Raw genomic sequence first — 14,172 nt, 5'->3', positions numbered from 1 at the left:
GAGGTTAATGAAGATTGATTATGAAAGAGGAATTACATATAAGTATCTTATTGCTTTCGTATCGATTGTCTTATTCACTATAATTGCTCAAGCTTTAATGCAATTTTTCATTCTTCAACAGGAAAGTTACTCCCAGGTTATTAACTTAGCTGGTCGCCAACGTATGCTAAGTCAAAGACTTGCTAAGCAGACCTTAATCTATTCTTTTAATACTAGTGTTGAGTCAAGGAGTGAATTAAGTAAGGAGATCCTTGTCACAAAAGAATTACTGTTTACTACTCATGAGGATTTGAAAAACGGTAGTGAAGATAAGGGAATAGCTCCTGCATTTACGCCAAATATTAAGCAGCAGTATAAAGATCTCGATCCCATTTTAAGTAGTATTGATAGGAATATTAACTGTATCGTAAGCTTGTGTGAAAATCAAAAGAGAAGTCTTGAAGAGATTGTCAAAGATACAGATTTATTTTTAAAAAATATGAATAAGATTGTTTTTGAGTCTGCAGATTATTCTAAAACGAAAATATTAAATTTAAGTAAAATAGAGCTGCTTTTATTCTCATTAATCATTCTTCTATTAATTTACGAATTTTTTAAAATTCTTATTCCTATTAAAAGAAAGCTTGTTAGTCAATTAAAAGAACTACAACAAAAAGATCAAGTGATTACTCACAGTTCAAAGCTTGCGGCCATTGGGGAACTAGCCGCTGGTGTTGGCCATGAGATTAATGGGCCACTAACAATTATAAAGGGATACCTTGCCCGACTAAAAAAAGAGAACTTCAAATCTAGTGAGCATAAAGATTATATCGTAAAGTCATTAGAGAAAATAGAATCGTCAGCAACACAGATTGAAAATATTGTTAAAGGCTTAAGGAATTTTTCTCGCAAGGATGGTCAAGGATTAGTTTTATTTGATCTATCTGCAGTCTTAAATGACTGTATACTTATGATTGAAGAGATATATGAACACTATGGGATTAGCGTGTCATTTGAAAATTCTTTAGGTGAGTTACAGGTGAAAGGAAGTCCTGGGAAGATACAACAAGTTGTGATGAATTTACTTACCAATGCTAGAGATGCTCTTGAGCAGAGTGAGGTAAAGCAGATCAAAGTAACTCTCACTAGTCGTGACGATAAGGCCGTTATTGAAGTTTCTGATAGTGGTGCAGGGATTAGTGAAGAGAATAAACGAAAAATTTTTGAACCATACTTTACAACTAAGGAGTATGGAAAAGGAAGTGGATTAGGTTTATCTCTATCTCATAATTTCATCAAGGAGCATGGTGGTTCAATTACCATTGATTCTAATTCTGGGGGTGGAACAACTTTTAGAATTGAAATTCCTCTTTAATCACAAAGTGGGGATAAGATCGTTCTAAGTTGGCTACCATTTAACTCGGCTTGATATGGTGAGTAACCACTTGGTCCATCACCCATAATATTCTTATCATCTAAAATGATTTTTCGATCAGGACATCTTCTATCTTTATATGCATCAGCTAATCCCAAATTATGGGCGAGTTCATGGATATAAAGCTTACATCTTTTTTGATCATTAATATTTGCAACGTTTGCAAATTTATGAGTTGCCCATTCTTTGGCCGTAGGCCTTTTGTGTTCCTTAGAGATGGTAATCGTGTGATCGCATTTGAATCGATCCATGATGCCAGTCTCTTCTTTTAAATCGACATTAAGCTTTAGCCCGTGTCTTGCGTAAAAATCTTTCACACAAGGCATTGAGTTTCTTACAAGTGCCATTGATTCTTCTTTGTCTTTCTCATTACCGTCAAACTTTAGGTAGAGTGAGACATCGACATTGACAAGGCCTTCTTTAATGTAGGTTTTATACTTTGTCTTTGTTCCAACATACTTTAAGAGGTCGCTACTTTTATCACAAAGTGATTGTGAGTTATAATCGACCTCGACTACCGAGTCTTCAGGTCGATTCTCCAGACAGCTTTTAATATATGTGCTCTTATTAGCGTAGTATGAGATTCTTCTTTCGCTGCTACCATACTTTAAATTCCACCCTTCAAATTCTCGATCAGTTGAAAAGTAGAGGAGTTCATTATTTAGGCAAAGATTCTTATCCTTCACAGCATTTATATTTTTAAGTTCACCCGTTACTGATCTAACGATGAGCTTACTCTCTAATGCCTGAAACTCTTCTTTTAATGGTCTTAATCTTTCTATAATATCTTTATTCTCTTTTTGTAGTCTTGCTATTTCTGCTGCCGTTTCTTGGGGTTTGAGCATGCGATGATAGAGAGTGTTCTTCTTTGATACCTTTTCTTGATTCTTATTAAACTGAGAATGAAGTCGATTAATTTCTAACTCTAATTCGTAATAGGTATCGAGATCACCTGCATGAGTAGGTAAGGAGATGGCAAATATAAGAAGGCTTATAAAATAGAACATATTTTCTTTTCGGTATAAAAGTAAAAAAAATTACTTTTAAATATATAATGGGAAGTTACTAAGATTCTGATATTACATGCTTTTTGTCTTGGGGAGCTAATAAAAAAGCCAGTAAACTGGCCTTTTCAATAACTATTTAAATGGGTAAATGAGAATAAAAGTACTGTGAATGGGTACTATTTTTTTATGTTTTAATATGTGTTGTTGAATTAGGCCGAAAAGGAGCTCTTCTCGGCCAATCGATATATCTTTAAAGTTTGATTCTAGTGCTATCAATCATAACTGCAACATAGAAGTCACGATTGAAGAAGTATGGAACATCAGTAGGGTAATCAATACCAGCTTCTGCTTTCACAATTTTTACAACTTCAGATACATTAATAACTTCACCGCTTGTTAGCTTCCATAATAGGTTGTCATTAACATCAAAAGTAAGTCTAACAGGGTAGCGAAATTTACTTTCTAATACTAGGACTCTTTGAAATTTCGTCCAATATGGTGCTTGGATATCTGTCGGATAATCTGTACCTGCTTCTGCGCGAACTAACTCGGCATGGTCAGTATAAACTGGAATTCTAACTCCATTATAAAGTGATAGAACGTAATCGTATTGAGGAGCCGGTGCATCAGTTGGAAAGTCGATACCTGCTACAGAGTTATCAATATGCATTGTGCTTATCGCTGGATGGGCCATAGGGCCAGCACTAACGATAGGGCCTGCAAATACTGGGTTAATTAGATGTAATGCCATTAAGATAAAAGCGATGATTTCAATTTTTAGTTTCATATAAGTACTCCCTTTAGAAAAATAGTTTCAATTGATATTGAACAGGAGTAGATTTAACAAGCAATAAAATATGTGTATATATTTTTTATATACATTTTGTCCCTTGAATGTTTATTTTTAATATACTATTCTTCGTAAATGGAAATATTCGAGTTTAAAAATTATCATAAATTTCTTCGTTACTTGATTCTCGAGGCTTATGCACAAAGGGGACTTCAGGCAAAGTTATCAAAGGCAATTGGTTGCCAAGCTGCATATCTATCGCAGGTATTGAAGGAAAAGGCCGATCTAAGTGAAGATCAAGCGTATAAATTAAGTGTATTTTTTAACTTCTCCAAAATTGAAACAGAATATTTCTTAAATCTAATTCGCTACGCTAGGGCCTCAACTCACGAACTTAAAAGTTACTTGAAGTACAAGGGCGAGAAAATTGCTGAGGAAGCAGGTAATCTAGCTTCTAGAGTCAATTCAATGGTTATTGACGATGAAAATGAGCAATATAAAGACTATTTTATCTCATGGATACCGTCTGCGATACACATCGCGACTAGTTGTCCCAAGTTACAAACAATTCCTAATCTGGCCAATCACTTTGCACTAAGTGAGAAAAAAGTTAGATCAACTCTTATCTACTTAGAAAAGCTTGGCCTAGTTGAAAAACATGATCAAAACTACATCTTTAGCGGAAAGTCTATACACCTTCCATTTGAGTCTTGGCTAAACACACCTCATCAGATGGCAAAGAGAATACAAGTGTTAGACATCATTGCCAAAGAAGAGCCTAATAATATTCATTATTCTTCTACATTTACGATTGATGAAAAAGATTTCTTACCTCTGAAGGAGAAAATTTTAAAGCTAATTCAATCCACTCAAGATGACATTAAGGAATCTGGAACAGAAGTTGTTTGTGGCCTGAATATTGATTTATTTGAAACTTAATTAAAATAGGATAGCTCTTTAAGGTACTTCACTTTCATTTATTAGTGCGTGACATGGGCAAGCCGGTCCATGGGTAAAGTAATATGTTAAAAAAGGGGAGAGTCCTAAATAGATTCCAACCAAGAGGAAAAATAAATCTTTAAACAAGCTTCCCCCCTTTCATTGAACTCTGTTCCTTATGGTAATAAAACTGCATGAAACCAACTAGTAGAGGAGGCATGTAGCATAAAGGTATATCCATGAATAAATGCTCCATTGCAACCAGCCCTCTAAGTGTATCGAAGAGATGAACTATGGCATGGGCCGTAAACCAAGCCTGTAAGATGAAGAGTGTATTCTTTCTCCATGAACTATCGATAATTGATTTAAATGAGATCACACTTAATACTAAAAAAATACATCCTAGATCACGAACAAAATGCTCATTTAAAGGTCCAAAGTCAGGAATTCTTCCTGGAAAGTTTTTATACCAATGTACAGGGCCTACTAGCATCCACAAACCGCTTATAAGATTTCCTAGAAATAATAAGAAGAAAAATAATTTCCATCTTTTTTCCTGACTCATATCTATCCTTTTTTTTATATTGCAAAGGTATTATTAAGGATATATTGTATCCTTAATTGGTTCAAGGAGAAAAGTATGTGTTTTAAAAAAGCTCTTTTAATATCTAGGTATCTTCTCGCAATCACGTATTTGTGGGTTGTAGCTGATCGATTAAGCCTACTAGGGCCTGCTGGAAATATGGGAGTTGTTTGGGGTGATTTTGATACTTTTTTGAGCTACACAGCAAGCCTAAACCCATGGTTTCCTAAAAAAGTGTCATACTTTTTTGGGTATATTGTCACTATCGTTGAAGTCTTATTAGCTGTCTTTTTTATTTTTAATGTAAGGTTAAAAGAAACTTTCTTAGCAAGTTTTATACTCTTAGTAACTTTTACTTTCAGTATGATTTTTTCAGTAGGGTTTGAACAGGCTTATGACTTTATTATCTTTACTGTTATATTGGCCTTATTAAATGGATACATGTTTTGGAGACTTAAAAGAGGCGCCGTTTAGGACATCTCTTTATTTACCCACTGTTCTGATAAGTCGAAGATTTCTGCTGGAACTTGCGCGTTTATTCCTGAAACAATGTCAGATAATTTCTTTTCTCTAAGAACATTTCTCCAAGCTTCATCGGCCTCAAGCATTGCAATTGCAATTGTGCACTTTACACTTTTATCTTTGTCTTTTTTCTTTAGGCAAGGGTTGTTAAATCGAATTTCCTGACAATTAAATGTTCTTTTCTTTCCTTCAATGGCCTCAACAATTTCTAAAAGACTAATTTGGGAAGGGTCTTTTGCTAATTGATAGCCACCTTTAGGACCTAAGGTCCCTTCAATCAATCCATTTGAGGCCAAGAGTTGTAAGGCCTTAGATAGGTATTCCTTAGGGATTCCATGGAATTTGGCGAGAACTTTTGTTGGGATAAATACACCTTCTGGAACTCTCGCTAAAAATTCCATGCAATGTATTGCCCATTCGATTTGATTTCTTAATTTCAAAGTTGTTCACCTGTATTTGTCATTAACGTCAAAATTATAGCATGATATCTCTACATTGTTTAGAGCAGTGATCCACTTACTTTTTAATTTAGCTTCTTTTCTTGAAGCCCCAAGGGCAATGGCGGCAGCCATACTTACAGCATTTTCTCATACGCTTTAGGCGTACTTCTGTTGAAACAATACCGCCTGTAACAGGGTCCTTATAATAGTCTTCACCATTTTTGACGGCTTCGTCATGTAGAATGCGGTACTGTTGTTTTAGGTTATTTTTTTTATTCTTATTTCTAGACATATATTAAGTTATGCCGCCTGTACTTGTTTGGAACTTTCCTCTAATGCAGCAACTCCACTTTTATAATCTTTTGTAAACTTAATAAACTTATATAAGTAGATTGAACAAACAGCAATGGCAAAGTAAGCAAAGTGCCTAATCGCTATTTGAATATTTTCGTATTGTATTAAAGAAAGCTTTCCAATCCAGTAACCTACAAAGGTTGAGATGAGGAAGCTGTCGCGAATACAATAAAATGCAACGGCCGTAATAATCATGGAGTCATCTGAGGCCAACATTAATTCACCTCTTCTAGATCTTGCACCAATGATAAATTGAAACTTTTTAACATTCATATAAGAAATTTCAATTTCTTCACCTACACAAATATGGTCAGCGATATATGTAGTAGTGATGACATTCTTAAGTTTGGTACCATCTTCAAATTCAAGAAATGTGTACTCTCTAGTTTTTCCCTTTACCTTAGATGAGCCATATCCAATAACTTTTGATTTAACTGTTGAAGCCACGCTTTCTCCTCACTTTATTAACGTTCAATAGTCGGCTTAGCGGGCGAAAATCTTTAATTGATGTGGTTTTAGATATTAGAAACACTTCCTAGTGATTATTCTTATTATGCCTCTCAGTATTTTGTCTTACGCCCACCAGTACCACTTCCAAGTGCAAGGTCTTTTTTTGATACCGTTCCATCGCGTTTCATTTTTTCTATCGTTTCTAAATTCCCACGATACATCTTCTCTATCTTTTGAATGGCCCATGGATTTTTTCTAATAAATTTTAAAATTTTATTAAACATGGGAGGCTCATCATTGAAACTATTGATCTCTGTCATTGCATAGATTTCTTTACAGCCAAAGAGATTGATAACATCTGTTAACATCATCTTTAAAGTTACACCCTCTAAGGGGTCTTTCTTGCGATTTGTTTGATCATTCATTTTTTTTACCTAGTTTTATATTGTTTAAGATATGGTAACTTATAAAGTGTTATACATCCATCTACACTTTATTGCTTGGTTAAGTTGGCAAGGAGCCAGATATTCTGCTGTTTTTTGTTCTTAAAAGGGGTGATATATGAATATAGTATTTATTAGCATTTATGCATTTTTATTTTTTGTACTCGGCGTATTGTCTACATATAATTCTTTGCTCTTTATTAGATTGAAAAAGGACTATGATGTTTCAAAGTCATCTAATATGTTTGAATTTATAAAGGAATGTGATGATTATAGATGTGTAAAAGCACGAAAGATATCTTTAGCTGTAAAAGCTGTAATATCGATAATTATTATTATGACTGTTTGGATACTGTGTGGCTTTTAAGTTACTGTCCGTTCGTTTTTGTGTGGTATATAGAAACTGTAGTTCCAGGTGCTCTTTCTTTACGCACGGTCAACGGAAAGTGACCTGGAACCTTATATTAAGATTACAAAGACTTTCTTAATGCACCGACTTATTGGAAAGGGGAGGGTACTCAACTAAACCCGTTTCAACAAGATAAACCATGGAGGAGACTGTGTTGAAAAAGCTTTTTAAAATAATTATATTAATAATAATTTTTATTATTTGTACAATTATATATCGTTTTTTTATTTATGATAACCCAATCGAGAGAGTAATAGCCTAATTGAGTTAGAGTCTTAAAGTCTGTTGATTTATTCTGTCCGGTTGTTGGCAATTATCCCAAGATCAAATCGTCATATACTCAATCTATACACAAGAAAAGTGTCGTTACAATATGTAACAAAGTTCTTTTCGTATTGGGGGGCGCAGTTGTTGGTGGGCTCGTTGGTGCAGTAGTTGGTGGAGTTCTAAAACTGTTGTTCCAAGTGCTCTTTCTTTACGCACGGTCAACGAAGAGAGATCCAACGGAAAGTGACCTGGAACCTTATATTTTTTCTATTTTAGGTTTTTTAAATTTTTTTCGAGACTTTTCAACATTCTTTTGGATGGCACATTTAGAAACGTGGTCGTTAACTAACCCCATCGCCTGCATGAAAGCAAAAATAGTTGTTGGGCCAACAAATTTCCAACCTCGCTTCTTTAAGTCCTTAGACAGTAAAGTTGATTCAGGAGTCACAGAGACAGTTTGCGGTTTTATTGGTTTTTTACTATTCGGCTCAAAGCTCCAAATATAGGTAGCTAAAGAACCAAACTCTTTTACTATTTTTTTTGCCATTTTAGCGTTGTTAATTGTTGCCTCTATTTTTCCACGATGTCTAACAATTCCTTCATTTTGAAGTAGGCGATTAATATCTTTTTCGTTAAATCTAGAGACTTTATCAAAATTAAAATCTTTAAAGGCCTTTCTGAAATTTTCTCTTTTAGAAAGAATTGTTCTCCAGCTTAAACCGGACTGAAACCCTTCCAAGCAAATTTTTTCAAATAATCTATAGTCATCTTTGACGGGAAATCCCCATTCCTTATCGTGGTATTCAATAAATTCAGGGGAAACGCCACACCATTTACATCTTAATTTTCCGTCAGTACCTTTAATTGTATTTTTCATTGCTCACACATACTTTTCTACTTCATTAAGAATTTAAACTTATCATGGGCCATCGAAGGCGATATTTCATGAATTTCATACTTAACAATATTTTTTTCAACAAATGGATCATTCTTTACTCTTTCTTCTAAATCTGAATAAGATGAACATGAAGCAATGATACCTCCACCTAGGTTTGGCTGCAGTGAGCCAACAACCATAAATACATCATCATCAATTCCTTTTTTTATCCATTTTTTATGGGCATCCATAAAGTCCGCAGCTAGATTTTTATTTTCTGAAAACTTTAAAAACACTACAAACATTTTAATCTCCTAATTTATTTATTATTTAAACCCTTTACCCAATCAATCAAAACTTTAACTTCATAATTAACAAACGATTCATCTCTATAGGCATTTGCCAGCGTTGCAATTCCTTGACTTCTTGCTAATACATGCATTGCATATTTGTTAGCATTTTTTTTAAATCCTAAATCAACAAATTGCTGCCTAAGCCAGTCACGAAATAGGTTAAATATTTCATTAGCTTCACTTCGTGAAACGTGCTCTAATTTATTCAACTCAGTAGTAAGCGTTCCGACGGGGCACCCATAAAGCTTAATTTTAGTCAAATTTGCAATTAGAATATGAATGAAAAGTTGAATTCTTTTTTGAGGGTCTTTGCCTTTTAACTGCCATGTTTCTAATAGCTTTTCAGTCTTCTTGAGGCGGTATTGTATTACTGCACTTAAAATTTCATCTTTAGATTTAAAGTGATGATAGAAATTACCTCTAGAGATTTGAACCTCTTTTGCAATATCTGTAAAGGAAGTCTTCTCAAAGCCTTGTTCATAAAAAAGTCTATCAGCATTTTCTATGATTTCGTCTCTAGTGGATAAGTCTGACATTTTTACCTCTTACTTAATTAGGACTAGTGTCCTAATTGGTACAGTACTAGGACAATTGTCCTAGTGCAAGCGAAAGATTAGTTTTCCAGTTGCTTTTTCTTTATGCAGAGCCAACGTAAAGTGATCTTGCACGAAATGTTCTTTTTTAAATAGTGAGCTAGTTTGCAGGGGAGTCGACTTTGGCATCTTGGTAAGATGATTGGCAAGCACGCATGGGAGTCGACTTTAGCTCCTGCGTCGTCGACACGATGGCATCCATGCCATCGACCGCCAAAAGCAATTAGATCTGATACTAATATCAACAAAAACAAAAAAGCCCACTCTTGCGAGTGGGCTTTTTTGTTTTGGTGGACCTTAGCGGGATCGAACCGCTGACCTCTTCGCTGCCAGCGAAGCGCTCTCCCAGCTGAGCTAAAGGCCCTCAATTGAGATATTTTGTAGAAAGATAATAGCCAACCCTGGTGGGGTTGGCAATATTATAATTCTGGTAAATCACCACTTTGATCAAGTTCACGAGCGATTTCTGCTTTCTTTGTGCTTACGGCCTCTTCGTAATCACGATAGAAACACTGGTTTTTGTAAGCTTCATTCTTTGTTGAAAAGCGCTCTGTACCTTGGATGAGGTACGGGATTCCGCCACTTTTATCCAGTAGCTCCTTACACCTTTTAAGAACATACTTTGCTCTTAGGCCCATACCTTTTTGTTTAATCATCGGGTAGTAGATGGCACAAGAGTGGAGAGTGTCACGGTAGATATCGTCACGGCTTCCTTTATCAAGGGCGACTTTTACATTCTTGTTTAGAACCTTGATAATCTCTTTTGCGAAAACTTTTTCAAAGTTTTTACGTGCTGTATTCATTAGTGGGATATTACTTGCTCCCACATTATCTCCACGAAGAAGGCTTTCTTGCATTCCACGATAAATTGGAACTAAGAAAATATACTTCGAGTAGTTTAAGCTATCTTGGTATGTAAGCTCAGGAGATTCAGCATATGGAAGGCCATATAAGAAGAATTCTTCAACTGTCCTGATATAGTTGTAAAAACTTGCATCAATTGTTTCTACTGAAAGTACATCACCATCAGATAGGTTATTTGCAAGGTACGTATAAGCAGCTTGAGAAAGGTCCTTGAAGCTGTCACACTGGCATGTTGGATTGTCGATATCACAATCTTCTGGCGTTAGTCCTTGTGTGTCTGTCACAACATTTTCAAAATTAACGAGTGCCTTAAGGGCCTTTAGTGCTTTCTTAATTCTAATTGAAAACAGTGACGTTGCCTCTGGCCTTGTTGTCGTGTTTTCTAGGTCTTCTTCAAAGATTTGAATAACTTCAGAAATCGAGAAGTCCTTCTTGTTGTCGCGCCAATTATCTTCTGCTTCGATTACTTTATAAAGTCTTTCAACGTTTACTGAGTTTCTAAGTTTTTCAGAAAGTCTTTCCTTATCGGCACCAAGGTCAGCTAAGGCCGGCTTAATTACTTCTTGGATATATTGCGTACGATCTTCATCACGTGCAATAGCAGCTTCCTGACAGTCACTATTTTCTTTTACCCAGTACTTACCATCTTGGAACTCTCGACAATAAACTTTAAGTTTAGAGTTGATATTTGTATACCAAGTCAGCATATGGGCCCACTCTGCCCATGGACGAATATTTTGATAGCTATCATTCCACTCTTCAATCTCGTAAGGATTTGGTTGATAGAGTCTAAGTTTTGCTTGCTCTTTTTGTAGAGTGGCAATCGTTACAATTGTATCCTGTTGGTTTGCTGTCTCGTAAATATCACGAAGTTCACTAAGGATTCGTTGAAGACGAGGGTAGTGCTTTCTTAAGTCTTTTACTCTTTCAAAATCTTTTGTTGGAGTATCAAGCTCCTTAATATAATTGTACAGCCACTTTGCTTCTTCTCTTGTTGCATTTTTGCGACGAAGGTTACAAGTCATTGCATTGATATTCTTATAAGCACACTTGTAAGAGACGTAGTAGTTACGATTATTATAGAGATCTTCTAAAGCTTGGTTAGCATCATTACCTTTAAATTGAACGTATGAAACAAGACTGTCCACCATATTGGCAAGACCTGTTGAAGCCGCTGCTGTAAATAGGTTCGATCCAGGATAAAGTGCGCCTGCAACTTGACCCATAAGCATGATCGTTGGACGAATCATTTTTGTGCCAAGATCCTCATCACACTCTGGTGCCGCTCTAAGATCATCAAGAATCGTTGTGGCCATACTAAGCGAATCAACAATTCCATTATTACGGTTATTATCCGCATCAAGTAGTTCTTGTCGTCTACGCTGAAGACTTAGAATTTCTTGATCAAATTGTCCCGTATATGAGCTAGCTGTAACAAGCTTATAGACTTCACTCGAAATGGTCTCAAGGTTTGAGTCAATAATTGAAAGCTCACTAGAGCTTGATCGGTATTGTTCATTTAAAGAGGCGAGGAAGGCCTTTGAGTTGGCATAAATTGACTGACAACGGTAGCGCTCATCATTGATATCTTTGATGGCCGTGATTAGTGAGTCGACAACTTCAAGGACTGCTTGGTCACTTACGAATTGACATGAGTTTGCAAGACGCCCGCTAAAAAGGATTGAGCTGTTAAATTGAGCCTTAGAAAACGTGGCCACCATCGTGATGGCCACTATTTTAATTATAATTTTAATCATTAAAAAAACCTGTGTGTTGTGTTCTTGTGTGTATTTATTTTTTTAATTTTTTAATCTTTAAATTTTATAGTCTGCGACGATCAACTTTACTTGGTCCTGAGATGCAGCTTCTAAGTGCATCAACAACCTCTTCTTGATCGTTACATGAATTTTTTGACTTACACTGCTTTTCAAAACAGGCTACATCAAAAGTTCCAGTACATTGGTTTGTAATCGCTTTTAAGTCTTCAAGACTATCAAAGTCTCTTGGGTGAAGTCTTGAAAGAGCACTTGCTAAACAAGAGTTTTGAACAAGCCAAAGTCTCGAGTTAATAAAAGTGATCTCTGAGAATTCATCACGATCATAACGGTACATATTCTTCATTGCTGTTTGATGAGCATATCCAGATACATACTGACAAGAGCGAGCAATTGAAACCATCTCTTCAATTTCATTTTGCTCATAGCTTGAAATAAGCTTCATTGATAAATCAATACATCCTAAGTCTAGTTGTCTTGAACATGCATCAAAGATCATACGATGCTCTGTTCTTGAACTACACTCACCTGGAATATTTGCACATAATTTCTCAACACATTGAGCTTGTGTATGAGATGGAATTTGTGGTGCTTGAAATTGCGCCATTGTACTAGTTAAGTAAACAATAGCAGCTAGCAAGATTACTGCTCTAAACATAAATACCCCCAAAAATTTCCTATTCTTATATAATTTTGGTGGGCCTATGCAAAGGGCTTTATAGTACGGCGCGGAGCGAAGTGTTCGAAATTACATTAAGCATTATAAAATTTATCGAGCCTGACCTTCATATTTGGAAAGATTTTAATGGCCTGCTCATACCACTCTTGGGTGCTTTCCTTCTTTCGGTTCATCTCAATAGAGCGCTTAATGATGATTTCATAAAGGATTTCTGATTTATAGCCGCTGTTTAGTGTATCAATGGCCATCTTTAATGATTGAGAAGCAGTTGAATCTTTGTCACATACAAGGGCATCCATCAACGGTGCATTCTCATATTTTGGAAACTTCTCTTTTTGTTTTACTTGAATAAATTTAGTCGTTTTATTGTCTGGCGTATGGGCCAGAACCACTAGCATACGCTCTAAAATTGCAGGCTTTGTCGTACAGATAATTGAAGCTTCTTCTAAGAGCTTTAATGAATCCTTATATTTCTTGTCTCTTAGAAGTTCTTGAATTGAAGTATTTTCGAAATCAATCTTATCCAATTCACATTGAACATAGATAACAAGAGCTGCAGCAATGGCATCTTTAATATCATCAGATGGTTCATTCACTTTCTTATACGCCTCATAGTAGTTTAAGATAAGCTCATGCTTTCTCGCTGCAACTGCAACCATCGATAGATCTCTTAGCATATCTGGAGAAATAGGGTAGGCAGCATGAAGTTTTAATGAATACTGAAGTGCCATATAATAATTTTTTTGATGCTTATATGCTTTAAAGAATAACTTTAATGTATTGAAGTCTGTTGAATTTAGAGCATAGGCTTGTTCAAGTGACTTTATCGCCTCATCATACTTTTCTTCTTTAAACTGGCAAAGACCTTCAAGGTAGTGTGTTTCAAATGGATTTTTTGATAGCTCACGGGCTTTTTGCGTGATCTCAAAAACCTTGTCATGCTTTGAACCAACATACTCGTAGGCTTCATTGATTAATTGTCTATACTCACTAGGGGAAGACTTCATTTTGTAAAGTTCTTCCATAAGTGCTTTGATGCTATCGACTGTAAAAGGAATCGGAAGAACAAGATCGACTTGTTGTTGCGCGATTCTTGAAATGGCATCAATAGAGTCATTTTGTGTTAAGAGAATAAAACTATTCTTTGTACGATTTGGAAGTATTTTTAAGTGCTCTTTAAGAACTTGGTTATAGCGTCCTTCCGCTAGAACTTCATAAGAGAATACAAGAGTAGGCTTAAAGCTTTTCATCTCTTTAAGTGCATCTTCAAAAGTTTTAGCAAATCGAACATTCTTTCTCTGGACCCCCAGAGTTTTAAATGCATTCTCATAGGCCACGCGTGCGTTTCCTATGGACTCGACTACTAAAACTTCCATGTCGTTAAAAAATGCTTCTCTATTCATTTCTTCAATT

16 protein-coding genes and 1 tRNA gene are annotated in these 14,172 nt (G+C 35.6%); 3 read left to right on the top strand and 14 right to left on the bottom strand.

The window, feature by feature from the left end; translation table 11 throughout:
- The first annotated feature begins 7 nt into the window (after window positions 1–7).
- Complete coding sequence (locus ACMAYL_RS04310) at window positions 8–1,354, top strand: ATP-binding protein (RefSeq protein ID WP_412470785.1); 1,347 nt, start codon at window positions 8–10, stop codon at window positions 1,352–1,354.
- On the opposite strand, the gene ACMAYL_RS04305 is transcribed toward ACMAYL_RS04310, so the two are convergent.
- Window positions 1,351–2,421: a hypothetical protein gene (locus ACMAYL_RS04305; RefSeq protein ID WP_412470784.1), complete on the bottom strand. Its 1,071-nt coding sequence runs from the start codon at window positions 2,419–2,421 to the stop codon at window positions 1,351–1,353. The two genes, ACMAYL_RS04310 and ACMAYL_RS04305, sit on opposite strands and share 4 nt — an antisense overlap.
- 250 nt (window positions 2,422–2,671) lie before the next feature.
- Complete coding sequence (locus tag ACMAYL_RS04300; RefSeq protein ID WP_392991372.1) at window positions 2,672–3,208, bottom strand: hypothetical protein; 537 nt, start codon at window positions 3,206–3,208, stop codon at window positions 2,672–2,674.
- Between the two features lie 138 nt (window positions 3,209–3,346).
- Here ACMAYL_RS04300 and ACMAYL_RS04295 point away from each other — a divergent pair, with 138 nt between their 5' ends.
- A complete protein-coding gene (locus tag ACMAYL_RS04295) occupies window positions 3,347–4,150 on the top strand; it encodes a TIGR02147 family protein (protein WP_103216763.1) in 804 nt (267 codons plus the stop codon).
- A 139-nt stretch (window positions 4,151–4,289) separates the two neighbouring features.
- On the opposite strand, the gene ACMAYL_RS04290 is transcribed toward ACMAYL_RS04295, so the two are convergent.
- The gene (locus ACMAYL_RS04290; protein WP_412470783.1) at window positions 4,290–4,715 is read right to left on the bottom strand and encodes a hypothetical protein; all 426 of its coding nucleotides are present in this window, start codon (window positions 4,713–4,715) and stop codon (window positions 4,290–4,292) included.
- A gap of 75 nt (window positions 4,716–4,790) precedes the next feature.
- Between ACMAYL_RS04290 and ACMAYL_RS04285 the strand changes: the two genes are divergently transcribed.
- Window positions 4,791–5,207, top strand: coding sequence for a hypothetical protein (locus tag ACMAYL_RS04285; RefSeq protein ID WP_392991376.1), 417 nt, complete (start codon window positions 4,791–4,793; stop codon window positions 5,205–5,207).
- Here ACMAYL_RS04285 and ACMAYL_RS04280 read toward each other — a convergent pair.
- The 11 genes from ACMAYL_RS04280 to ACMAYL_RS04230 all read right to left on the bottom strand — a co-directional run bounded on the left by ACMAYL_RS04280 (window position 5,204) and on the right by ACMAYL_RS04230 (window position 14,162).
- Window positions 5,204–5,695, bottom strand: a complete 492-nt coding sequence (locus ACMAYL_RS04280) for an RrF2 family transcriptional regulator (protein ID WP_392991378.1) — start codon at window positions 5,693–5,695, stop codon at window positions 5,204–5,206. The genes ACMAYL_RS04285 and ACMAYL_RS04280 overlap by 4 nt on opposite strands.
- Before the next feature lie 88 nt (window positions 5,696–5,783).
- The gene (locus ACMAYL_RS04275) at window positions 5,784–5,987 is read right to left on the bottom strand and encodes a DUF5522 domain-containing protein (RefSeq protein WP_392991380.1); all 204 of its coding nucleotides are present in this window, start codon (window positions 5,985–5,987) and stop codon (window positions 5,784–5,786) included.
- A gap of 8 nt (window positions 5,988–5,995) precedes the next feature.
- Window positions 5,996–6,496, bottom strand: coding sequence for a hypothetical protein (locus ACMAYL_RS04270; protein WP_412462800.1), 501 nt, complete (start codon window positions 6,494–6,496; stop codon window positions 5,996–5,998).
- A gap of 113 nt (window positions 6,497–6,609) precedes the next feature.
- Window positions 6,610–6,924 carry a VF530 family DNA-binding protein gene (locus ACMAYL_RS04265; RefSeq protein ID WP_103216766.1) on the bottom strand — a complete coding sequence of 105 codons (315 nt, stop codon included), beginning with the start codon at window positions 6,922–6,924 and terminating at the stop codon, window positions 6,610–6,612.
- 950 nt (window positions 6,925–7,874) lie between these two features.
- The gene (locus tag ACMAYL_RS04260; protein WP_412470782.1) at window positions 7,875–8,495 is read right to left on the bottom strand and encodes a DNA-3-methyladenine glycosylase I; all 621 of its coding nucleotides are present in this window, start codon (window positions 8,493–8,495) and stop codon (window positions 7,875–7,877) included.
- A gap of 17 nt (window positions 8,496–8,512) precedes the next feature.
- Entirely contained in the window at window positions 8,513–8,800 is a 288-nt protein-coding gene (locus ACMAYL_RS04255; protein ID WP_412462798.1) for a YciI family protein, read from the bottom strand.
- A gap of 14 nt (window positions 8,801–8,814) precedes the next feature.
- Entirely contained in the window at window positions 8,815–9,384 is a 570-nt protein-coding gene (locus ACMAYL_RS04250) for a TetR/AcrR family transcriptional regulator (protein ID WP_412462797.1), read from the bottom strand.
- Between the two features lie 345 nt (window positions 9,385–9,729).
- Window positions 9,730–9,805, bottom strand: a tRNA-Ala gene (locus tag ACMAYL_RS04245).
- A gap of 55 nt (window positions 9,806–9,860) precedes the next feature.
- Window positions 9,861–12,062 (bottom strand): hypothetical protein, encoded by a 2,202-nt coding sequence (locus ACMAYL_RS04240; protein ID WP_412469731.1) that lies wholly within the window; start codon window positions 12,060–12,062, stop codon window positions 9,861–9,863.
- Between the two features lie 64 nt (window positions 12,063–12,126).
- Window positions 12,127–12,738: a hypothetical protein gene (locus ACMAYL_RS04235; RefSeq protein WP_412470781.1), complete on the bottom strand. Its 612-nt coding sequence runs from the start codon at window positions 12,736–12,738 to the stop codon at window positions 12,127–12,129.
- A 95-nt stretch (window positions 12,739–12,833) separates the two neighbouring features.
- Complete coding sequence (locus ACMAYL_RS04230; protein ID WP_412470780.1) at window positions 12,834–14,162, bottom strand: tetratricopeptide repeat protein; 1,329 nt, start codon at window positions 14,160–14,162, stop codon at window positions 12,834–12,836.
- Window positions 14,163–14,172 lie beyond the last annotated feature (10 nt).

The sequence above is a fragment of the Halobacteriovorax sp. RT-2-4 genome, from assembly GCF_047085445.1.
GTDB lineage: Bacteria > Bdellovibrionota > Bacteriovoracia > Bacteriovoracales > Bacteriovoracaceae > Halobacteriovorax_A.
The sequence above is the reverse complement of the archived record's forward strand: the minus strand, read 5'-3'. Positions and strand labels throughout refer to the sequence as shown.